Below are 21,298 nucleotides of genomic sequence, written 5' to 3'. Positions count from 1 at the left end.
GGCCGCGTCATCAACGGCGGCGAGGGCTCCGCCGCCGAGTCCGCCGCCGAGATCGCCCCCGAGGCCACCGTGGTCGGCGCCTTCCACAACGTCGCCGCCCCCGCCCTGTGGGGCGAGGACGACTTCCTCGACGAGGACGTCATCGTGGTCGGCGACTCCCTCGAGGGCAAGCAGGTCGCCATCGACCTCGCCGCCTCGGTCACCGGACGCCCCGGCATCGACGGCGGCAAGCTCCGCCTCGCCCGCGTCCTCGAGCCCTTCACCGCGGTCCTCATCTCGATCAACCGCAAGTACAAGACCCACTCGGGCATCCGGGTCACCGGCGTCTGACCGGCGTCCGGCCGGCGTCTAGCCGGCCAGACGCCGGTCTCTGTGAGCGTGCGGAGCCGGCCGGTGGCTGCGCTCGCTGCCTGAGGTCGGGCGCTTCTCGGGTTGGGGTCTTCTTTACTGATGGCGTGGTGGCGCGCCGCAGTGGTCGAGGTACCTGGTTGCGGTTCTTCAATGGGTGTCGCGTGGTTGCCGGTACACCCCTGGCTCGGGGTCCTCGCGATCATCGGAGTGGTCGTGCTGGTGTGTCCCGCGGTGGCTCACTTCGAAATGGAAGCCCGCGGGGCTTCGCCACAGGTACGTCCCGATCTTGGTGACCTGGTAGCGCCATTGACTGTGGGTCTTGGCCCTGTGGTGGCGCCGACACAGCGGCACCAGATTGCACGGGCAGGTCGGACCGCCTCGACCGTGCGGTCTTGCGTGGTCGAGGTCGCAACGCATCGCTGCTCGGCTGCAATACGGGAACCTGCACGTGTGGTCGCGCAGTTCCACGGCTTGGCGGTGACGGTCCGGGATCTCGTAGGCCGTCACCGGCACATGGCCGGCCACGTCGATCACCGGGCGTACCGTCACCGACATCCCGGGCTGGGCCAGCCACTCACGGATCTGCTCCGCGCTGACCGGGGTCTGGTCCCACCGGCCCACTGGGTTGGCGCCAACCAGCGTCGCATCAGTGATGTGGACGTTGAGCACGGCCCGGCGGCCAGGCACACCCTCCAGGTCGAGGGTGAGGTCGTTGCGGGCCAGGTCGCCCAGTGCCTGGGAGCGGCGCACGTCCAAGCTCGCCTCATTGCCCAGCCGGCCCAGCAACGTGGCGCGGCGGGTGATCGCCTGGTCGAGGTCCGCACCGTCGGCGGCGTCGAGGAGACCGTCGATCGAGACCAGCCCGTTGCCATCCGGCGCCCCCACCTCCACATAGCGATGGTCGCTCGCCCTAGCCCGCTCTGCCTCGTAGCGCTCCGGGTCGAACCTGATGACCGCCTCCGCAATCAACCGCTCCAACTGCGCCCAACCCACACCCGTCGCGTTGAACAGCTGCCGGTCCACAAACGCCGCCGCCTCACGACACAGAGGCCGCGTCGCCTCCGCGATCCGCTCGGCCCGCCACGGAGCCAACCGCCCCGCCACCACCGACGCATAGACCTGCGGCAGACGCCACGCACACTCCAGCACCCGACCCACGTACACCCGGCCACCATCAGGGGAACGGCCCAGCACGGCCACCAGCTCCATCAGCGCGAACTCCGAGACCAACGGCGCACCCTCGCCCGCGATCGGCAACCCCGTGTCCACGAATCCGTCGCGGATGGTCGCCGCACCCTCCGAGCCCGCCACCACATTGCCAGCGGCCCACTCCACGATCCCCGCCCACTCCCGCACCACCGACTCCTCACGCTGCTCCACACCCGCGCGCAGGCGGGTGAGCAGCGGGGCGAAGGCGGTCCGAGAAGCCATACCCATATTCCATCAGGAGGGTCCGACACAACCCCGCGCTGAACCGCGACCTCAGCCCGCCTCGAGCCCCCGGACGACGTCCCGCAAGGCCTCCTCCGGATCGACCCCCGCAGCGCGCGCCTCGGCGACCAACGCCAGCAACCGCTCCCCCAGACCGGTACCGGTATCCGGGACCGGCAGCCCGGCCCGCTCGCGCCGCGCGAGCGCCTTGTCGGCGTAGAGCAGCGCGGGCAGCCCCGACGGCAACGGCGACGCCGCGCCGGCGGCCGCGCCGGACGGCTTCTCGGCGGCCTTCATCCGCTGCCAGAGCGCGTCCACCTCGGCGGCGTCGAGGCCGGCGCCGTCGACGTCACCGAAGACGTGCGGGTTGCGGCGGCGCATCTTGGCGGTGATCCCACGGGCGACGTCGTCGAGGTCGAACTCGCCGCGCTCCTCGGCGATCGCCGCGTGGAAGACCACCTGGAGCAGGACGTCGCCGAGCTCCTCGGCCAGGTGCGACCAGTCCCCCGAGGTCTCCCCGGCGTCGATCGCGTCGACGGTCTCGTAGGTCTCCTCGAGGAGGTAGCGCACGAGCGACCGGTGGGTCTGCTCCTGCTTCCACGGGCACTCTGCGCGCAGCCGCCGCATCACCGCGACGAGCTCGGCGACGGCGCCCGGGGGCGCCTCGCCCATGATCAGCCTCCGACGGGGGCGGTCGGCGCCGGGGCCGCCGCCTTGCCGCAGAGCTGTCCGGCGGGGAGCTTGGCGATCTGCTCGGGGGTGAGCTCGGCGGTCTTCTGCGCGGCGCGCGCCTCGGCGCTGACCGGGATCGAGAGGGGGTCGCCGCTGAACGAGACCGTCGTGGCGTCGTACGCGCCGAAGACGGGGTTGATGTCGACGTCCTGGTCGTCGAGCCACTCGGTGACGGCGTCGACACCGCGGTTGGTGGCCGCGTCGCCGGTGAGCTGCTGGCCGGACTCGGCGAGCGCGAGCTTGCTGCCGAGCTCGGCGACCGGGGTGGTGAGCCGCTGCTGGATCCAGGTCAGCCACACGAACGAGTCGTAGTTCTCGTCGTCGATGGTGCCGAGCCGACCCCAGGCCTGGTCGACGGCGAGCCGGTCGATCTCGGCCTGCGGCAGCGCGACGCCGTGCTCGGGGCCGAGGGTGTCGACGGCGACCGCCTGGGTCCAGCCGATGACGAACTGGGCGCGGATCAGCGCGGTCGGGGCGGCCGGCGCCTCGGGGTTGCTCGCCCGCAGCGTGCAGTAGTCGGCGACCACCCGGTCGACCTTGTCGAGCTGCAGCGTCTGGCCGTCGACCTCGGCTGCGAGGCCCGGCTTCGCGGCGTTGTCGGTGATGCCGCACCCGGCGGTCAGCAGGGCCACCGCGGCGACGGCGGCGACGGGAACGAGCGAGGGACGACGACGCACGGGGGAACTCCTACTCCAGGCTGTTCAGCACGCTACTCGGTGGGGTCGATGATCGAGTCGATCACCAGCCGCGCCCATTCAAGCAGGGCGACGCCCTCGATGGGGGTTCCCGTCCGGCCCGGGATGCCGGGACGCGGCACCAGGATCGACTCGAGCTGGTGCTTGACGATCGACTTCGGGTAGAGCCGGTTGAGCCGGATCGTCCGCGACTCCGGCAGCACGACCGGGTGGAAGCGGACGTTCTTGCCGACCGAGGTGATCTCCTTGATGCCGGCCTTGCGCGCCCGGGCCCGGAAGCGGGCGACGAGCAGCAGCGCCGCGACCTGCTGGGGCGGCTCGCCGTAGCGATCCTCGAGCTCGGCGACGATCTCGTCGACGTCGGCATCGCTGCGGACCTCGGCGAGCCGCTTGTACATCTCGAGCCGGAGCCGCTCGCTCGGGATGTAGTCGTGCGGCAGGTGGGCCTCGACGGGCAGCTCGATCCGGACCTCCTCGAGCTGCTCGGGTGCGCCGCCGTCGTCGCGGAAGTCGCGGACCGCCTCGCCGACGAGCCGCACGTAGAGGTCGAAGCCGACGTCGGCGATGTGCCCGGACTGCTCGCCGCCGAGCAGGTTGCCGGCGCCGCGGATCTCGAGGTCCTTCATCGCGATCGCCATGCCGCCGCCGAGGTCGGAGTGCTGGGCCAGCGTCGCGAGCCGCTCGTGGGCGGTCTCGGTGAGCGGCTTCTCGGTCGGGTAGAGGAAGTACGCGTAGGCGCGCTCCCGGGACCGGCCGACCCGGCCGCGCAGCTGGTGGAGCTGGGAGAGGCCGAGCGTGTCGGAGCGCTCGATGATCATCGTGTTGGCGTTGGAGACGTCGATGCCGGACTCGACGATGGTCGTGCAGACGAGGACGTCGAAGTTCTTCTCCCAGAAGTCGACCATCACCTGCTCGAGCTGGTGCTCCCCCATCTGGCCGTGTGCGGTCGCGACCCGCGCCTCGGGCACGAGCTCGCGGATCTTGGCCGCGGCCTTCTCGATGGAGCTCACCCGGTTGTGGATGTAGAACACCTGGCCGTCGCGGAGCAGCTCGCGTCGTACGGCGGCGACGACCTGGCGGTCCTCGTAGCCGCCGACGTAGGTCAGCACCGGGTGGCGCTCCTCGGGCGGCGTCGTGATCGTCGACATCTCGCGGATGCCGGTGATCGCCATCTCGAGCGTGCGCGGGATCGGCGTCGCCGACATGGAGAGGACGTCGACCGACGTGCGCAGCCGCTTCATCGCCTCCTTGTGCTCGACGCCGAAGCGCTGCTCCTCGTCGACGATGATCAGGCCGAGGTCCTTGAACTTCGTGTCGGCGTTGAACAGCCGGTGCGTGCCGACGACGACGTCGACCGTGCCCTCGGCGAGGCCGGCGATCGTCTCGGCGGCCTCCTTGTCGGTCTGGAAGCGCGAGAGCGGCTTAAGGTTGATCGGGAAACCGCTCATCCGCTCGCTGAACGTCGCCAGGTGCTGGTTGACGAGCAGCGTCGTCGGCACCAGGACCGCCACCTGCTTGCCGTCCTGGACCGCCTTGAACGCCGCCCGCACGGCGATCTCGGTCTTGCCGTAGCCCACGTCGCCGCACACCAGGCGGTCCATCGGGACGGTGCGCTCCATGTCGCGCTTGACCTCGTCGACCGTGGTGAGCTGGTCGGGGGTCTCGTGGAACGGGAAGGCGTCCTCGAGCTCGCGCTGCCACGGGGTGTCGGGGCCGAACGCGTGCCCCTGGGTGGCCTGGCGCGCGGCGTAGAGCTTGATCAGCTCGGCCGCGATCTCGCGGACCGCCTTGCGCGCCTTGTTCTTGCGCTTGGTCCAGTCGCCACCGCCGAGCCGGTCGAGGCTGGGCTGCTCGCCACCGACGTAGCGGGTGACCTGGTCGAGGGTGTCGGCCGGGACGAACAGCCGGTCGGCCGGGCCGCCGCGCTTGGACGGGCCGTACTCGAGGACGAGGTACTCGCGCACCGCGCCCTGCACCTCGCGCTGCTTCATCTCGACGAAGCGGCCCACGCCGTGCTGCTCGTGGACGACGTAGTCGCCGGCCTTGAGCTCGAGCGGGTCGATCTGGCGCTTGCGCCGCACCGGCATCGCGCCCTTGTCGCGGGTGGAGGCCTTGGCGCCGACGATGTCCTCGCCGGTGAGGATCGCGAGGCCGCGGCCGGCGTCGACGAGACCGTGCCCGAGGTTGCCGCAGGTGATCGTGACGACGGCCGGGTCGAGCTCGTGGCCGGCGGGCAGGTCGTCGACGAGCCGGGCCGGGACGTCGCGCTCGGAGAGCGCCTCGACCATCCGCTGGGCGGGACCGTGGCCCACGTGCACCACGACCACGCGGGTGCCGTCGGCCCGCCACTGCGCGATGTCGGTGAACGCCTTCTCGACCTCGCCGCGGTAGGAGGGCGCGGGCTGCGCGGCGGCCTGTCGGTCGAGCTCGTCGAGACCCTCGTCGAGGCCGAACGGGCTGAACGTCCACCAGCTCTGGCCGCGCTCGCGCGCGTGGCTGCGCACGTCGCCCAGCGAGTGGTACGACGCCGCCTGCAGGTCGATGGGCGCCTGCCCGCCGCTCGCCGCGGTGGCCCAGGACGCCGCGAGGAACTCCTCGCTCGTCGCCACCAGGTCGTGCGCCCGGGCCCGGGCGCGCTCGGGGTCGAGCACGAGGACCCGGGTGTCGGCGGGCATCAGGTCGACGAGGAGCTCGAGCTCGTCGACGAGCGCCGGGATCAGCGCCTCCATGCCCTCGACGGCGATGCCCTGGGCCAGCTTGTCGGTGATCTCGAGGAGCTGGGGGTGCGTGCGGCCCAGCTCGGCCGCGCGCTCCCGGACGGCGTCGGTGAGCAGCAGCTCGCGGCACGGCGGCGCCCAGAGCCGGTCGACCTTCTCGATGGTGCGCTGGTCGGCGACCGCGAAGGTGCGGATCTCGTCGACGTCGTCGCCGAAGAACTCGACGCGCAGCGGGTGCTCCTCGGTCGGCGGGAAGACGTCGACGATGCCGCCGCGCACCGCGAACTCGCCGCGCTTCTCGACCAGGTCGACCCGGGAGTAGGCGGCGCCGACGAGGCCCGCGACGACGTCGTCGATATCGGCGCTGTCGCCGGTGGCCAGCTCGACCGGCGTCAGGTCGCCGAGCCCCTTGACCTGCGGCTGCAGCACGCTGCGCACCGGCGCCACGACCACCTGGACCGGACCGGTCGCCGCGTCGGCACCGGGGTGGCACAGCCGGCGCAGCACCGCGAGACGCCGTCCGACCGTGTCGCTGCGCGGGCTGAGCCGCTCGTGGGGCAGCGTCTCCCAGCTCGGGTAGTAGGCGACGTCGGCCGGGTCGAGCAGGTCGCCCAGCTCGGCGACGAGCTGCTCGGCCTCGCGCGTGGTCGCGGTGACCACGAGCACCGGGCGCTGCGAGCGGGCCAGGCTCGCGACCAGGAACGGGCGCAGCGCCTCGGGACCGGTCAGCTCACCGGTCGGCTGGGCGTCGCCGGTGGCCGCCGTCAGTGCGGCGGACAGGGTCGGGTCGGCGAGGACGGCGTCGGCGAGGCCGGCGAGGCTCACGGGGCACACCTTCGGGTCGAGGAACACGACGATCGCCCCCGGTCTCGGGCGACCGGGGGTGTGCGCCCAGCCTACGACCCGGCGCCGACAGGCCCGTCGCCGAGCGTCGCCGCGTAGGCCGTGACCCAGCTGGAGAACTCGCACGCCAGGTGCCAGCGGTGCTCGGTGACCATCCAGCGCGGCAGCGTCGCGGGGAAGGCGACGGCGAGCTCGGCCCGGAAGCCGCCGCCGGGCTCGTCGCGCAACTGGTGGCGGACGCCGCCGATCCGGGTGCCGCCCTCGGCCCGCGCCCAGCCGGCGAGCCGGACCCCGAAGGCCGGGTCCTCGGCGATCGGCAGGCCGTCATGGTCGCCGTAGTCGATGAGGAAGCGGGCCGCGAGGACCGCGCCGCCGGTCACCTCGACCACCTCCTGGAGCTCGGGCCGCCCGGGCTCCGGGTTGCGGATCAGGTAGTGGTCGGGGCATGCCGCGAGCAGGGTCCGCTCGTCGCCGACGACGCCACGTGCGGTGAACCACTCGGCGAAGCCCTGCGCCGTGCCCGTGCACGACGTCACCGCCGCCCGGCTCACCGCCCACCGCCCGAGCCGGGAGGCCAGCCGTCCGGCCGGCGTCGACAGCGCGAGGTCGGGGGCGAGCAGCCGCCGCAGCCGCGCCTCCCCCATCTCCAGCTTGACCTCGGCCAGCCGCACCCGGTCCCGGTCGAGGCCGGCGGTGTCGCGGGCCGGACGGCGCAGCAGCGCGTCGAGCTCGGCGAGCAGCGCGGTCGGCAGGTGTCGGGCCAGCCGCTCGCCCGCGACCCGCACCCGGCGGGCCTCCCACTGGCGCACCGCGAGCTGCGGCACGGCCCGCCCCTCGAGGTACGCCGTGGTCAGGAACGTCCGTCGGGTCACCATCGACTCCCCCTAAAGCAACTGATGTTGCTTTAAATATGCGGGCCCGAGCCCCGGACGTCAAGCGGCTGCGCCACACTGACGCCATGGACCAGACCCGACGACGGCCCGGTGGGCGCTCCGCCGACGTCCGCGCCCGGGTCCACGGCGCCACGCTCGCGCTGCTCGCCGAGCAGGGCTACGAGGCGCTCCAGCTGACCGACGTGGCCGCGCGTGCCGGCGTCAACAAGACCACCGTCTACCGCCGCTGGACGACGAAGGCGCAGCTCGTGGCCGGCCTCGTCGCCGAGCTCGCCGACGAGCGGGTGCCCACCCCCGACACCGGGTCGCTCCAGGGCGACCTGGCCGCCATGCTGGCCCAGGTGGCCGCACTCCTCGACGAGCGCGCCGTGCGCGCCGTCCTGCGCGCGGTGGTCACCCTGGCCGACGACGACGCGGCGGTCGACGAGCTCCGCCGTACGTTCTGGGACGACCAGCTCGCCGGCGCCGGGGTCGTCGTGACCCGCGCGATCGCGCGCGGTGAGCTGCCCGACGGCACCGCGCCGCGGCTGTTCCTCGAGCGGGTCTTCGGTCCGGTCTACTTCCGGGTGCTGCTCGGCGGCCGCGCGCTGACGCCCGCCGAGCTCGACCTGCTCAGCCGAACCGGCCGTTGACGTAGTCGCAGGTCCGCGAGTCCTGCGGGCTCTGGAACATCGCGGTCGTGTCGCCGTGCTCGACGATCACGCCCGGCTGCCCCTGCGAGGCGAGGAAGAACGCGCACTGGTCGGAGACCCGGGCCGCCTGCTGCATGTTGTGGGTGACGATCACGATCGTCACCTCCTGGGCGAGCTCGAGCATGGTCTCCTCGATCACCCGGGTCGAGGTGGGGTCGAGGGCCGAGCAGGGCTCGTCCATGAGGAGGACGCGCGGTCGGATCGCCAGCGAGCGGGCGATGCACAGGCGCTGCTGCTGGCCGCCGGAGAGACCGCCGCCGGGCGCGTCGAGGCGGTCCTTGACCTCGTTCCAGAGGCCGCCCTTGACCAGGCAGGCCTCGACCAGCGCGTCCTTGTCCGTACGACGCATCCGGGTGCCGGTGAGCTTGAGCCCGGCGAGCACGTTCTCGCGGATCGACATCGCGGGGAACGGGTTCGGCTTCTGGAACACCATGCCGATGGAGCGGCGGGCGTCGATGAGGCGCTTGCCCGGGTCGTAGATGTCCTCGCCGTCGAGCAGCACCTCACCGGCCAGCTTGGCCGACGGGACCAGCTCGTGCATCCGGTTGAGGATGCGCAGGAAGGTCGACTTGCCGCAGCCGGAGGGGCCGATCAGGGCGGTGATGCCGCCGGCCGCCATGGTCAGCGAGACCCGGTCGAGCACCTTGTGGTCGCCGAACCACGCGGTGATGTCGCGCGCCTCGATCTCGGCGAGCCGGTCGGGTGCGCCCGGGTCGACCGAGGTCGCCGGGCCGAGCCGCGGTACGTCGGTGGACGCGCCCGCGGCGGGCGGGGCGGGCGGCGGCGGGGGCGGCAGGGGTGCCGGGACGGCCGGGATGGTGGCGGTCTCGGCGTCGGCGTGCGGGGTGCTCATCGGGTGGTTCCTTCGGAGAACGGAGGAACCCGGGTGGCCGTCGTCGACGACCACCCGGGGTCCCTCACAGGGAGGTGCTGCGGTGCTGCTCGATCACTTCTGCTTGATCGTGAAGGCCAGGCTCGCGGCCGGCGCGAGGGCGTTGCCGCCCCACGTCGCGACGAGCTTGTTCTTGCCCTTCTTCAGCTTCTTGAGGGTGATGGTCGCCTTGCCGTTGACCACGGTGCCCGAGCCGACGACCTTGCTGCCGACCTTGACGGTGACCTTGCCGGTGGCCTTGGTGCTGGTGCCGGCGAGGGTGACGACGACGGTGCCCTTGGCCTTCTTGCCCCTCTTGACCGAGGCGGCGAACGTCTCGGTGACCTTGGCGGAGGTCTTCGCGGTGACCGTGACGGCACCCTCGGAGGCCTGGAAGACGGTGCCGACGGTCGGCGCGTAGACCGCGGCGTACCGGTGCGCACCCGGGGTGACGTTGCTCAGGTTGAGCGTGGCGGTGCCGCCGATGACCGGGACGTCCGCGCCGACGACCTGGCCGGCCTCGGTGAACGTGACGGTGCCGGTGGGCGTCTTCGAGCCGGTGATCTTGGCCTTGACGGTGACCTTGCGGGCCGCGGTGCTGGTGCCGGTCACCGACGAGTTGGTGACGATCGGCAGCGCCGGGGCGCTCGTGGTGAAGTTCGTCGTCGGGCTCGAGGTCGGCTCGCCGCAGACGCCGTCCTTGTCGGGACGCGCGAGCTGGTCGAACCCGGCCTGCTTGATGAGCTGCTCGGCCTGCTCGGAGCAGAAGAAGCCGTCGGAGCCGAAGACAGCGGTGATCTTCGCGTTCGCGACGTCGCTGCCCCGGACCACGTTGTAGAGCGCCCGCTGCTTCGAGAAGCCGCCCTCGACCCGCAGGGTGTTGCCGAGCAGGCCGGCGCGGCCGACCGAGAACGGCGCGATGGCGTTCGGGTTGCTCTTGATCTGCGTGTCGTCGTGCTCCTGGACGCGCACCACGGTGCCGGCCAGCGAGACCGCCGTGCCGCCGTTGGCGGCCTTGAGCTGGTCGAGGAAGAAGCTCAGCGTGCCCGAGCCGTCCTGCGGCAGCATCGGGACGATGTCCGCCGTGGAGGTGCCGCCGGGCACCTGGTTCCACTTGGTGTAGGTGCCGTTGTAGATCTTGACGAGGTCCTCGACCGAGATCGAGGCCGGCGCGTTCGAGGTGACCAGGCCGGAGACGGCGGTCTTGAGGGTGTCGACGGCGAACGGGATCTGCTTGAGACCCGCGTCGCCCTCGGCCGCGTTGAGCGACGACGACGAGCGGGCGAAGTCGATCTCGGCCGCGTTGTTGGGACCGTAGAGGCGGCTCTTGCCGGCGCCCGAGCCGTTGGGCCGGACGATGGTGGTGCCGCCCGGCAGGTTGAGGTCGCCGCCGCTGGTCGCGGCGTAGGTGGCGATCTTGAAGCCCGGCGCGGGGGTCTGGCCGTTCCAGGTGTCGGCGAGCAGCTTGAGGGCGTGCTGGCTGGTGTCCGAGCCGGCTCCGATCAGGTCCCCGGTGACCGGGGTGAACGTCGTGTCGTCGGCGTCGGCGGTGTACGCCGCGTGGGCCGGAGCGTTCCCGGCGATGACCGAGGCGGTCGCGAGAGTCGCAACGAGGACTCCCCCGAGCGTCTTGCGTGCAGACATCAACTTCCTCTTCTCTGGATCTTCTTCTCGGGTTGGGGTGAAACAGTTCGGGTCGGTGCCCTCAGATGAGGTTCGGGAGCAACCGCATGGCGGTGTCGGTGACGAGCCACGACATCGCGAGCAGCGGTGCGACCGCGACGACCCACACCTGACCGCGGGTCCACCGCTGCCGGGCGAGGATGGTGGCGACGACGAGGACGATCAGCAGCGCGAGCCACAGCGTCAGCAGCGGAAGCGCCTCGGTACCGGACTTCATCGCCTCCTCGGACTCCGGCACGACCGGCGAGTACCCGCCGGGCGAGGGGAAGCCCTGCGCGGCCTCGGCGTCGACGTACACGGTGCCGCCGGGCATCAGGTCGCCGAAGCGGCCCTTGCCGGCGGCGGTCACGAGGGTCAGCCGGGCGGCGCCGGCGGCCGCGGGCTGGGGCAGCCGGTCGCCGTCGCGGCGCACGGAGATGACGTGGAAGGTGATCTCGCCCTGGGCCATCGTCACCTTGACGACGTCGCCGACGCCGAGGTCCGCGAGGTGCCGGAAGGGCGCTCCGTAGGTGGTCGAGCGTCCGTAGACGGTCGAGGAGCCCACCTGGCCGGGCAGGACGGTGTCGCGCCGGTGGCCCGGACCGGCGAACAGGTCGCCGGCAGCGGTCCCCTCGACGACGACCTCGTCGACGTCCAGCGCGGGGATGTCGACGAAGGCGACCGGGTCGCCCGGCTCGATCGTGGGGCCGACCGGCGCGGTGGCCGCGGCGAGCTGCTGGCGGAGCTCGCCGCGCAGCAGGGACTGCGCGCGGTCGTGCGAGAGCGTGCCGAGGACCAGCAGGTGCACGACCAGCCACAGGCAGACCAGCGCGATCACGGTGAGCGCGCTGCTCACGACCAGGCCGGACTCCTTCGGCGGCGGAGGGGGCGGTGGCGTACGACGCCGGCGCCCGGTCTCCTCGACCACGGGGGTGCTCATCAGCTGCGCCTCCGCCACGTCGCGCCGAGCCGGGTGACGAGCGACGCGATCGCCGCGACCAGCCCGATCACCAGCAGCGCGGGCAGCATTGACAGCGCCGTCGTCGAGCTCGCGGCCTCGGTCTCGGCCGTGACGACCTCGTCGGCGGCCGGCGACGGCGGAGCGGCCGGGCCGCCCTTGGCCGGGTCGGCGGCAGGGGGCGTGTCGCCCGGCGATCCCGACGACGGGTCGGGGGCCTTGTCGGACCCGCCGCCCGGCCCCTTGGTGCCGGCCGCCTTCTGCGCCTCGATCGCGGTGGCCGCGTCCTGGGCCGCGCGCCACAGTGCCGCCGTGGCGCCGGTCTTGCGCAGCGGCAGGTACCCCTCGGGCAGCTCGCCGTTGCCGCGACCGATCCGCTGACCCTCGGAGGTGGCGATCCGGATGAACGCGCCGACCGTCCTGGCGTCGGCCTTGTCCATGCCGTGCGTGCGCGCCACGGTGTAGACGACCTGGGTGCCGGGGTAGGCGCCCTTCGCCGCGACGAGCGTCTTCTGCGACATCGCGAACGGGCCGAGCTTGTCGCCCTTCTTCTGGCGCGCGACGCCGATCGCCTTGGCGAGCGAGGCCGAGCTGGGCGCCACGTAGCTGCCACCGCTGGTGCGCAGCGCGGCGGAGCGCAGGCCGTAGCGGTCGGCGTCGCCGAGGCTGACGATGCCGAGCAGGAAGCGGGCGCCGTACGACTGGCGTTCGACCCGCCCGACCTTCCACCCGGACGGCGACGTCAGGTCGCCCTCGCAGCGGGTCTGCACGTTGGGCCACGAGTCGATGAGCGCGTCGGCCACCTTGCGCAGCGTCGTCACCGGAGCGGCGATCTGGCTGAGGTACACGCCCGGGTTGGCGATCCGGCAGGGCTCCTGGGTCTTCGGCTCGAACGTGTCGAGCAGCGGCCACTCCGCGGTCGGGATGCTGATCCCCTTGTACGACGGGTTGACCTTCATCCCCCACGGATCGGCCTTGCCGGCCAGGAACGCCCGTGCGTCGGCGTCCTGGGCGAGGTACTCGGTGAGCTGGCCGATGATGTCCGAGGAGTTCGACAGCGACAGCAGCGTCGCGCCGGCCTCGGTGGCGCGCCGGCTCAGCCCCGGGTTGAGCTTGATGAACTCGGGGTCGGCCTGGATGCTCCAGGGGTTCTCGGCCAGTCCCTCGTGCCCCGTGCCCAGCGAGGAGCCCGGGTAGCTCTGGCTCAGCAGCTTGGCGATGAGCCGCGCGTTGAGCCGGAGGTTCGTCGCCTCGCCGGCGTTGTCGGGCCGATCGACGACGTACCCGATCGAGAAGCCGGTGACGGCGGTCGGCGCGTAGCCGACGGGGTCGGGGCCGGTCGCCTCGTGCGGCGCGGAGACGAAGGCCGCCGGCGACTCACCGGTCTGCATGAGGTTCCAGCCGGTCTGGTCGGGCATCTGGTTGAGCTGGAACTTGAAGCGCTTCTTGTTCAGGCAGTACGCCGGCGCCCACTGCAGCGCGGCCTGGGCCATCAGCTCGGAGCCGGAGAAGCCCACCGGGGCGCGGGGGTCGAGCACGTCGCAGGCACCCGGCGGCAGGCCGAACGAGATCGGGATGGAGACCCGGTTGCGCCAGTTGGACGGCGACCACCACAGGCTCGGGGCCACGGCGGCGTCGACGCCGTCGCGCGCGAAGTTGCTGGTGCCCGACTCGAAGGCACCGAACTTGCGGCAGGCCCGGTCGAGCGGACCCAGCGTGCCGTCCGCCGGAGCGCCACAGCTCAGCCCGGCGATCGGGATGACGACGATCGAGCAGGCCACGCCGCGCTTGCAGCCCAGGGACTCGTTCTCCGTCGAGGAGCGCACCTCGAAGTCGACCGAGCCGTTGCCGTCCCCGTCCGAGAAGGCGGCGATCTCCGAGGGAGGAAAGGCCGCGCCCACGGCGGCCTCGGGCGGCATCGAGCTCGCGTCGCACGCGTAGTAGGTCTTGCCCGCGGCGGTGACGAAGGGCGTCAGGTGGGTCAGCAGGCCGTCCTGGACGGCGTTCTTGCAGGCATCCGCCGGGAGCTTGTCGACGCCCGAGAGCTGCTCCTTGTCGGCCGCCGTCGCGTAGCGATCGGCGGTCCAGAGAGCGTTGTTGGGCGACTCGGCGATCTGCGAGCGCTGGCCGTAGGTCGACGTCCAGCAGGTCTCGGGCCGCAGCCGCTGGGCGGCGGGCAGCGACGGGTTGTCGGTGCCACGGCACTGCATGACGACGACGGGGTACTCCTGCCACATCCCGTTCTCGCCGAACGGGTTGCTTGCCCGGCCGCCGCTGGGGGGCGCACCGGTCCACGAGACCTTGACCCGCTCCCGGCCGCGCAGGTCGGTGGTGTGGTCGGCGGAGACCGTCAGGTCGTAGCTGCCCCGGGTGACCGGGGTCCCCTGGGCGTCGTTGACGAAGGTGCGGTCGATGGACTTCGTCGTGCGGAAGCCGTCCTTGGCGGGCGCCGAGGCGCGGACCGGCGCGGAGTCGGCGGTCTGCGCGACCGCCGTCCCGCTGCCCGGGGTGAGCAGGGCGAAGGAGAGCACGCCGGCGACGGCGGCGCCGACGAGGGCGCTGCGGCGGCGGCTCATGCCCGGCTCCGGGTCTGCCGGCGCCGGCGCAGGAACGCGCTGGCCACGCCGGGGACCAGGACGAGCGCGATGAGCTCGACGACGGCGAGCACGCCGAAGGGACGCTGGTCGCCGGTGCGGTCCGCGACCAGGGTCGGGTTGGCGTACACCGCCTCGTTCCCGCCGCCGGTGCCTCCGTCCCCGGTGGCGGCGTCCGGGCCGCCGGCGGGCGCCCCGGTCTCCGGATCGACCTTGCCGGGCTGGCCCGACGGGCCCGTGCCGCCGTCCGTCGTACCGCTGTCGGGGGTCTTGCCGTCGGTGGACGGCTTGTTCGTACCGGTCTCGGTGCCGCACGGTCCGGCGCCCTGCTTGTCGCAGGCGGCCGGCTGCGGCGCCTTGTCTGCTAGCACGTTGTGGTTCGGGTTCTTGCCGTCGAACGTCGGGTTGTTGCAGCTGCGGACGTCGCGGTTGGTCAGGTTGACGTTGCTGTCGGCCTTCGCGAGCTTGGCGACCTGGTCGAAGCCCGCCTTGACCAGGTTGAGGGTGAGCGGCGAGTAGCCGTACTTGCCGGCGCTCGTCTGGCCCGTGCACAGCGAGTAGTAGATGAAGTCCGCGAGCGTCTGCCGCTTCGACGTCGTCATCCGCTTGTCGTCGGCTGCGGTCGGGATGATCATGTACGAGTACGACGAAATGGGGTACGCCCGCGGGTCCGCGTTGACGTACACGCCCTTCAGGTCCTGGGTCAGCGTCGTCGGGTTGATCTTCGCCTTCGTCAGCGCGACCGCGGTGTTGTACTGCGTCGGCTCGACGAAGTAGCCGGACTTGTTGAGCACCTTGACCACGGGGTAGTTCGCGTTGACCGGGTAGGAGTACTCGACGTAGCCGATCGAGCCGTTGCCGGCGAAGCCCTTGACCGTGTTCATCACCTGGTCCGAGCCGGACTGCGCGGTCATCCGCGAGCCGCTCTTGACCGGGTAGTACGACGTCAGGCCGGAGCGGCCGAAGTAGCCGCGCCAGATGCTGGGGTACTGGTCGTCCATCCAGGTCGTGAACTGCGCCGTGGTGCCCGAGCCGTCGGAGCGCACGACCGGCGTGATCGGCAGCGACGGGAACTTCCGGCCGTTGTTGTCCTTGGCGATCGCGGCGTCGTCCCAGTTGGTGATCTGGCCGGTGAAGATCTTGGCGATCGTCTCGCCGGACAGCCGCAGGTTGCGCACCTGCTGGTTGCCGATCTTGAGCTGGTAGGTGAACGCCGTGCCGCCCGCGACGATCGGCAGGTAGGCGTAGGCCCGGTCGGACTTGTCGGCGTTCCCCTTCTCGTCGACGCCCTGGTAGGGGATCTCGGAGATGGCGAAGTCGTTGGTGGCCTGCGCGAAGTCCTTGCGGCCCTTGCTCGAGCCGCCGCCGGTGTAGACGACCTTCATGCCGTTGGCGTCGACGTCGGCGATCCACTTCTGGACGATCAGCTCCGACCAGGTCGATCCGGTGCCCTCGATCGTCGTGTACGGCGCCGCGCGGCCGGCCGCGTCCTGGGCGGACGCGGTCCCGGCCCAGCCCAGCAGCAGGGCGACACCGGCGAGGAGGGCGACGAGTGGTCGGCGGACGGGGGCGATCATGCGGCTTCTCCGTTGCGGGTGGTGCGGGTGCGGGGGACGCGGATCCGGGCGACGCGGCTGCGCAGGGACGGCCGGTTCCGGTACTTGCGCGGGCGGGCGACGAACCGGGCGAGCACGAAGAGCGCCAGCACGAGGGTCATCAGCACGACCGCGGCGCCGAACGCACGGCCGATCGAGTGCGGCTCGCCGCTGCGGACCTGCGTGTAGATGAACAGCGGCAGCGAGTTCATCGCGCCGTCGAGCGGGTTGGCCTGGACGAAGTTCGCGGCGCCCGACGTGAGCAGGACCGGGCTGGTCTCGCCGACGCCGCGGGCGACGCCGAGGATGACGGCGGTCGCGAGGCCCGGCCGGGCGGTCGGCAGCACGACGTTCCAGGTCGTGCGCCACCGGCTGGCGCCGAGCGCGAGGCTGGCCTCGCGCAGGTTGCCCGGCACGACGCGGAGGACGACGTCCGCCGCGCGGGCGATGATCGGCAGCATCATCACGCCGAGCGCGAGGCCGGCGGCCAGACCCGAGCGCGGGACGCCGAGCGTGAGGATGACCGTGGTGTAGATGAACAGGCCGGCCACGATCGAGGGCAGCGCGGTCATCGCCTCGACGACGGTGCGCACGATCCGCGCGAACCGGCCGCCGACCTCGGTCATGAACACCGCGGTGCCCACGCCGAGCGGCAGCGCGACGGCGAGGCCGATGCCGAGCTGGATGCCGGTGCCGATGATCGCGTGCAGCACACCGCCCTGCGTGAACGGCGCCTTGGGCTCGACGCCGGCCATGTCGTCGGTGAAGAAGTTGAGGTGCGTCAGTGGCTTCCAGCCGCGGACGAACACGAACACCACCGCGGAGACGAGCGCGATCCCGACGACCACCGCTCCGGCGGTGACGACGATGCCCGCGACCCGGTCGCGCACCTCGACGAAGGTCGTGCTGATCGACGAGAGCAGGCCGGTCATGAAGATGCCGGCGACGAGCAGCACGATCAGGAACCAGGCCAGGCCGCCGAGCGGGAGGAAGCGCTGCGTGATCAGCCAGGCCATGCCCAGCGCGGCGATCCACGCGCCGGCACGGGCGAACAGCTCGTCGGCGTTGGGCGCACCGATCGCGCGGCGCGGGACCGGCGGCGGGACGTCGTCGTCCTGGGCGCGGTCGCGGGCGGGCAGGAAGGTCTTCGGCTCCGCGGACGGCTCGGGGCGGTCGGCGAGGCTGTCGGGGCGGGTCTCCACGGCGGTCATGCGTCGGCGTCCGCTCCGGACCGGCTGCGGTTCACGATGACCGCGGCGAGGGTGTTGACGGCGAGCGTGATCAGGAAGAGCACGAAGCCGGCGGCGAGCAGCGCGGAGAGCTGTGCCGGCGTCGCGTCGCCGAACTGGACGGCGATGAGCGCGCTGACCGAGTTCGCCCCGGTCTCGAGCACGTTCCACTTGATCTCGAACGCCGGCGAGATGATGAGGACGACGGCGATCGTCTCACCGAGCGCCCGGCCCAGCCCGAGCATCGTCCCGCCGATGATGCCGCCGCGGCCGAAGGGCAGCACGACGGAGCGGATGACGCCCCACTTGGTGGCACCGAGCGCGAGCGCCGCCTCCCGCTCCCCCGGCGGGGTCTGCGAGAAGACCTGGCGCATGACGGCGCACGCCATCGGCAGCACCATCATCGCGACGGCGATACCCGCGCAGAACGCGCTGGAGACGTAGCGGCTGGTGTCCCAGACCGGGCTGTCGGCGTCCGTGCCGCGGATCTTGAAGAAGGGCACCCATCCGAAATGGCGCTGCAGCCACCAGGCGAGCTCGGCCGCGTGGGGCATCATCAGGAAGAAGCCCCACAGGCCGTAGACGATCGACGGGATGGCGGCCATCAGGTCGACCGCCGAGACCAGCAGGCCCTTGATCTTCGCGGGCGCGTACTCGCTGATGTAGAGCGCGCTCAGCAGCGCGAGCGGGAACGCGAAGAACATCGCGACCAACGCGATCGACACCGTGCCGACCAGGACGCCGGCGATGCCGATGATGTCGGCCTCCGGCTGCCAGCGCTGCTCGGTGAGGAACGAGAAGCCGTACCGGCGCAGCGTCGGAACGGCCTGCCAGGCAAGGAAGACGCCCACCCCACCGGTGATCACGAGCACCGACGCACCGATGGCACGCGCGACGTTCACGAAGATCGCGTCGCTGCCGGTGGGCCTGCGGGAGATCCGCCGCGGCTGCGCTTCCGGCGCGCTGGGGTCGGCTAGGGGCAGGCTCGTCACACGTCGTCCTCGATCGTGGCCACCCGAGCAGGCCTCCCACGACAGCGCGGAAGTGCGCTGCCACCGGGAACGGTGACGGTGGATCTCGACCAGTCGGGGTGACGACGGTGAACGGAGCGGGAACGGATGGGCCGTCTTTGCTGAAATCAGCAGGCCCGGGCGGACCTGAGGGTTTCAGGCGGTGGGATCGGTCACCCGGCCGACGAAGAGAGGCGTGCCGTGGGCCACGTCGTGGACGACGAAGAGGAACGGACGGTCCACCACGAAGGCCTCGGTGAGGGGCGCGCTGGTCTCCGTCATCACGACCGCGGTGGCGGCCGCGGCCTCCGTTCCCTCCTCGTCGACCGCGACGAAGGCCTGGTGGAGCACCTCGCTGACGACGAGGTCGAGGTCCTCCTCGGTCATCGGCGTGAAGTCGGCGGCGTCGGTGAACGCGGTCGGCATGCCCAACCCGGCGAGGACCTCGCGCAGGGGCGCGGCGGTCCGGAACGTCCAGCGCGGGAGGGTGAGGTCGACGGCGGTCGTCTCACCTCCGTCCTCGGTCGGGGTGAACACCGCGAGTCCATCGGCGGCGAGCCGGCGCTCGACGCCGGCCAGGCCCGCGCCGTCGTCGTCGCTGTCGTCGGGGAGGACGACGGTCATCGCGAGCCGGCGTCCGGCGTACGGCAGGGTGACCGCGCGCCAGCCCTTCCCCGACGTCAGCCGGGCCCCGACGTCCGGGCGACGCATGAGGTCGGCCTGGACCGTGCTGCCGTCGGCCCGCCGGAAGGCGCCGCGCGTCGTGAGCGTCTTCTCGAAGGGCTCCTCCCACGGCGCCTTCAGGTAGATCGCGTTGACGAGGACCAGACGGGTGGACACGTCCAGGACGCCCTCGGGGACCAGGTCGGTGATCCGGTCGGCGGTCCGCGCCTCGACCCAGTCGTTGATCAGGCGCCGGGCCCGCTCGGTCTGCCCGACGAAGTCGACGGCGCGCATCGGGGCGCCGTACTCCTTGGCGAGGAGGTCGACGAACTCCTGCTCCCACGCCACGCCCTGCTGCCCGAACAGCTGGTCGGCCGAGGCGAGCGCCACCTCGGCGCTCGACCCGTCGGCCCGCTCCTGGTCGCCGGCCAGCCCGTGGAGGGACCGGGTGAGGGCGTTGAGCCCCGCGTGCCAGCGCTCCCCCAGGGCGTCGGCGCCGAGCACCTCGCGCATCTCGGCCGCCGTGCGCCCGGCCGCTCCGGTGAGCGTCATGCCGAGGGCGACGAGGACCGAGAACGGCGACAGGACCAGGTTCTCGCCCTCGTGCTCGCGGGCCAGGGCGTCGTACAGGCGGCCGGAGAAGGTCTGCAGGCCGGCGACGACCTGCGGGACGAGCGTCGGATCGCCCGCCGCCGGTCGCACGTCGGAGGAGATCAGCTCGATCTCGCTCCCCGGCTCGGCGGGGTCGATCTGCGCGGGCGACCGGTTGCCGCAGGCGGTCAGGAAGGACGCGCCGAGGGCGGCGAGGCCGAGCTGGACGGTGGCACGACGGTCGAGCGCGAGAGGCATGACCTTCCGACGCGCCGGAGGGGCGCCGGGTTCCGTCGCGGGACCAGCAGGCTCAGCGGCCCACAGGGATCAGGAGGTCGGCGGCCCGACGGCCAGCGCGAGCGCCGTCAGCGCACCGACGGCGACCAGGCCCATGCACAGCCCCCGCAGCGGGTTGACCAGCAGCCACCCCACCACCCGGTCCGGCAGCGAGCGCGTCGCCCCCGACGGCAGCCGCCACGAGTCACCGAGCCAGCCCTTCCGGATCGCCCACCACTCCAGCGGCAGCGTCGCCAGCGGCGGCACCGCGGCCACGAGCGCCAGCAGCCCCCGGCCGGCCGACCAGCGACGGTCGACCCAGACGACGACCGTCGTGACGACGTACGCCACGAAGACGACGCCGTGCAGCATGCCGAAGATCCGCACCCCGACCTCGGTCGTCTCGGTGCCGTACTTGAGGAACATGCCGATCAGCAGTCCCGTCCAGGTGATCGCCTCGGCGATCGCGACGGTGCGGAACAGCTTGGTGGGGGTGGTCACGGGTTCGAGAGTACCGAGGCGGACGGGTGCGACCGGGGTCGCGTTGGTCACAGACGGGGCAGGTCGCCCGAGGCTCCTTCGAGCTGGACGATCACTCGTGATCGAGCGGAACGACCCGCCGGGCCATGCCGAGGACGACGACCCCCAGCTCCATCGCTGCCACGATGCGTTCGCTCTACGACCCGAACCGGCGCTCGCGCTGCGCGTACGCCCGGATCGCCCGCAGGAAGTCGACCCGTCGGAAGTCGGGCCAGTAGGCCTCGCAGAAGTAGAACTCCGACTTCGCGCTCTGCCACAGCAGGAAGCCGCCGAGCCGCTGCTCCCCCGACGTGCGGATGACGAGGTCGGGGTCGGGCTGGCCCTTGGTGTAGAGGTGCTCCTCGATGTGCTCGATGTCGATCTGCTGGGCGAGCATCTCGAGCGGCGTGCCGAGCGCGGCGTGCTCGGTGAGCAGGGAGCGGACGGCGTCGGCGATCTCGCGGCGGCCGCCGTAGGCGACGGCGATGTTGACGGTCATGCCGTCGACGTCGGCGGTGGCCTCGGCGGCGGCCTTGAGGCGCTTGGCGGTCTCGTGGGGCAGCAGGTCGAGGGCGCCGACGGGGTGCAGTCGCCAGCGGCGCTGGTCAGCGAGGGAGTCGACGGCGTCGGCGATGATCTCGAGGAGCGGCTCGAGCTCGCGGGCGGGGCGGTTGAGGTTGTCGGTGGAGAGCAGCCACAGGGTGACCACCTCGATGCCGACCTCGTCGCACCAGCCGAGGAGGGGCTCGATGTTCGCGGCGCCGGCCTGGTGACCGTGCGCGGTGTCGCGGCCGACCGCCTTCGCCCAGCGCCGGTTGCCGTCGAGCATCACGCCGATGTGCTTGGGCAGGTTCCCGGGCATCCTGCGAAGCATGCGTGCCTCGTAGGCGGGGTAGAGCACCTTGCGCACACCGCGCTTCCAATCCGCCACATACCGATCGTAGGACACATCGGCCGTGCGGCACCGATGATCGGG

The 21,298-nt window shown here is 72.1% G+C and carries 17 protein-coding genes; 2 read left to right on the top strand and 15 right to left on the bottom strand.

Annotated elements, in window-relative coordinates:
* On the top strand, window positions 1-330 hold a 330-nt coding region (locus BM223_RS26835), incomplete at its 5' end, for a Rossmann-fold NAD(P)-binding domain-containing protein (RefSeq protein ID WP_483407016.1).
* A 168-nt stretch (window positions 331-498) separates the two neighbouring features.
* Here the strand turns inward: BM223_RS26835 and BM223_RS26830 are convergent.
* The 5 genes from BM223_RS26830 to BM223_RS26810 all read right to left on the bottom strand — a co-directional run bounded on the left by BM223_RS26830 (window position 499) and on the right by BM223_RS26810 (window position 7,644).
* The gene (locus tag BM223_RS26830) at window positions 499-1,782 is read right to left on the bottom strand and encodes an HNH endonuclease signature motif containing protein (RefSeq protein WP_038677515.1); all 1,284 of its coding nucleotides are present in this window, start codon (window positions 1,780-1,782) and stop codon (window positions 499-501) included.
* A gap of 51 nt (window positions 1,783-1,833) precedes the next feature.
* Complete coding sequence (locus BM223_RS26825) at window positions 1,834-2,454, bottom strand: nucleoside triphosphate pyrophosphohydrolase (RefSeq protein WP_038677514.1); 621 nt, start codon at window positions 2,452-2,454, stop codon at window positions 1,834-1,836.
* A 2-nt stretch (window positions 2,455-2,456) separates the two neighbouring features.
* On the bottom strand, window positions 2,457-3,191 hold the full coding sequence (locus BM223_RS26820) for a hypothetical protein (RefSeq protein ID WP_038677513.1): 735 nt from the start codon (window positions 3,189-3,191) through the stop codon (window positions 2,457-2,459).
* Window positions 3,192-3,223: 32 nt separating this feature from the next.
* Window positions 3,224-6,751 carry a transcription-repair coupling factor gene (gene mfd / locus BM223_RS26815; RefSeq protein ID WP_038683779.1) on the bottom strand — a complete coding sequence of 1,176 codons (3,528 nt, stop codon included), beginning with the start codon at window positions 6,749-6,751 and terminating at the stop codon, window positions 3,224-3,226.
* A 71-nt stretch (window positions 6,752-6,822) separates the two neighbouring features.
* Entirely contained in the window at window positions 6,823-7,644 is an 822-nt protein-coding gene (locus tag BM223_RS26810) for a hypothetical protein (protein WP_052138344.1), read from the bottom strand.
* An 83-nt stretch (window positions 7,645-7,727) separates the two neighbouring features.
* Here BM223_RS26810 and BM223_RS26805 point away from each other — a divergent pair, with 83 nt between their 5' ends.
* The gene (locus tag BM223_RS26805; protein ID WP_038677512.1) at window positions 7,728-8,294 is read left to right on the top strand and encodes a TetR/AcrR family transcriptional regulator; all 567 of its coding nucleotides are present in this window, start codon (window positions 7,728-7,730) and stop codon (window positions 8,292-8,294) included.
* Here the strand turns inward: BM223_RS26805 and BM223_RS26800 are convergent.
* The 10 genes from BM223_RS26800 to BM223_RS26755 form a co-directional block, all read right to left on the bottom strand.
* On the bottom strand, window positions 8,275-9,207 hold the full coding sequence (locus tag BM223_RS26800; RefSeq protein ID WP_082003577.1) for a phosphate ABC transporter ATP-binding protein: 933 nt from the start codon (window positions 9,205-9,207) through the stop codon (window positions 8,275-8,277). The two genes, BM223_RS26805 and BM223_RS26800, sit on opposite strands and share 20 nt — an antisense overlap.
* A 93-nt stretch (window positions 9,208-9,300) precedes the next feature.
* Window positions 9,301-10,869 (bottom strand): substrate-binding domain-containing protein, encoded by a 1,569-nt coding sequence (locus tag BM223_RS26795; RefSeq protein ID WP_052138343.1) that lies wholly within the window; start codon window positions 10,867-10,869, stop codon window positions 9,301-9,303.
* 61 nt (window positions 10,870-10,930) lie between these two features.
* Entirely contained in the window at window positions 10,931-11,827 is an 897-nt protein-coding gene (locus BM223_RS26790) for a sortase (protein WP_075018786.1), read from the bottom strand.
* Window positions 11,827-14,421 carry a hypothetical protein gene (locus BM223_RS26785; protein WP_038677511.1) on the bottom strand — a complete coding sequence of 865 codons (2,595 nt, stop codon included), beginning with the start codon at window positions 14,419-14,421 and terminating at the stop codon, window positions 11,827-11,829. The genes BM223_RS26790 and BM223_RS26785 overlap by 1 nt, the downstream gene beginning before the upstream one ends.
* On the bottom strand, window positions 14,418-16,016 hold the full coding sequence (locus tag BM223_RS26780; RefSeq protein ID WP_038677510.1) for a phosphate ABC transporter substrate-binding protein PstS: 1,599 nt from the start codon (window positions 16,014-16,016) through the stop codon (window positions 14,418-14,420). The genes BM223_RS26785 and BM223_RS26780 overlap by 4 nt, the downstream gene beginning before the upstream one ends.
* Complete coding sequence (gene pstA, locus BM223_RS26775; protein WP_075018783.1) at window positions 16,013-17,245, bottom strand: phosphate ABC transporter permease PstA; 1,233 nt, start codon at window positions 17,243-17,245, stop codon at window positions 16,013-16,015. The genes BM223_RS26780 and pstA overlap by 4 nt, the downstream gene beginning before the upstream one ends.
* Entirely contained in the window at window positions 17,242-18,165 is a 924-nt protein-coding gene (pstC, locus tag BM223_RS26770) for a phosphate ABC transporter permease subunit PstC (RefSeq protein WP_235319190.1), read from the bottom strand. The genes pstA and pstC overlap by 4 nt, the downstream gene beginning before the upstream one ends.
* Window positions 18,166-18,429: 264 nt before the next feature.
* Window positions 18,430-19,785, bottom strand: a complete 1,356-nt coding sequence (locus BM223_RS26765) for a serpin family protein (RefSeq protein WP_052138341.1) — start codon at window positions 19,783-19,785, stop codon at window positions 18,430-18,432.
* Window positions 19,786-19,854: 69 nt separating this feature from the next.
* Window positions 19,855-20,304, bottom strand: coding sequence for a DUF3817 domain-containing protein (locus BM223_RS26760; RefSeq protein ID WP_052139251.1), 450 nt, complete (start codon window positions 20,302-20,304; stop codon window positions 19,855-19,857).
* A gap of 175 nt (window positions 20,305-20,479) precedes the next feature.
* The gene (locus tag BM223_RS26755; protein WP_038677507.1) at window positions 20,480-21,253 is read right to left on the bottom strand and encodes an isoprenyl transferase; all 774 of its coding nucleotides are present in this window, start codon (window positions 21,251-21,253) and stop codon (window positions 20,480-20,482) included.
* Between the last annotated feature and the right edge of the window lie 45 nt (window positions 21,254-21,298).

The sequence above is a fragment of the Pimelobacter simplex genome, from assembly GCF_900114845.1.
In the GTDB taxonomy this organism is placed as follows: Bacteria; Actinomycetota; Actinomycetes; order Propionibacteriales; family Nocardioidaceae; genus Nocardioides; species Nocardioides simplex.
The sequence above is the reverse complement of the archived record's forward strand: the minus strand, read 5'-3'. Positions and strand labels throughout refer to the sequence as shown.

Excerpts from the sequence above, each read along its gene's own strand:
- BM223_RS26830 (WP_038677515.1), bottom strand. The coding sequence starts at position 1,782 with ATGGCTTCTCGGACCGCCTTCGCCCCGCTGCTCACCCGCCTGCGCGCG.
- BM223_RS26810 (WP_052138344.1), bottom strand. The coding sequence starts at position 7,644 with ATGGTGACCCGACGGACGTTCCTGACCACGGCGTACCTCGAGGGGCGG.
- BM223_RS26785 (WP_038677511.1), bottom strand. The coding sequence starts at position 14,421 with ATGAGCCGCCGCCGCAGCGCCCTCGTCGGCGCCGCCGTCGCCGGCGTG.
- BM223_RS26780 (WP_038677510.1), bottom strand. The coding sequence starts at position 16,016 with ATGATCGCCCCCGTCCGCCGACCACTCGTCGCCCTCCTCGCCGGTGTC.
- BM223_RS26805 (WP_038677512.1), top strand. The coding sequence starts at position 7,728 with ATGGACCAGACCCGACGACGGCCCGGTGGGCGCTCCGCCGACGTCCGC.
- BM223_RS26790 (WP_075018786.1), bottom strand. The coding sequence starts at position 11,827 with ATGAGCACCCCCGTGGTCGAGGAGACCGGGCGCCGGCGTCGTACGCCA.
- BM223_RS26800 (WP_082003577.1), bottom strand. The coding sequence starts at position 9,207 with ATGAGCACCCCGCACGCCGACGCCGAGACCGCCACCATCCCGGCCGTC.
- BM223_RS26825 (WP_038677514.1), bottom strand. The coding sequence starts at position 2,454 with ATGGGCGAGGCGCCCCCGGGCGCCGTCGCCGAGCTCGTCGCGGTGATG.
- BM223_RS26765 (WP_052138341.1), bottom strand. The coding sequence starts at position 19,785 with ATGCCTCTCGCGCTCGACCGTCGTGCCACCGTCCAGCTCGGCCTCGCC.
- pstA (WP_075018783.1), bottom strand. The coding sequence starts at position 17,245 with ATGACCGCCGTGGAGACCCGCCCCGACAGCCTCGCCGACCGCCCCGAG.
- BM223_RS26795 (WP_052138343.1), bottom strand. The coding sequence starts at position 10,869 with ATGTCTGCACGCAAGACGCTCGGGGGAGTCCTCGTTGCGACTCTCGCG.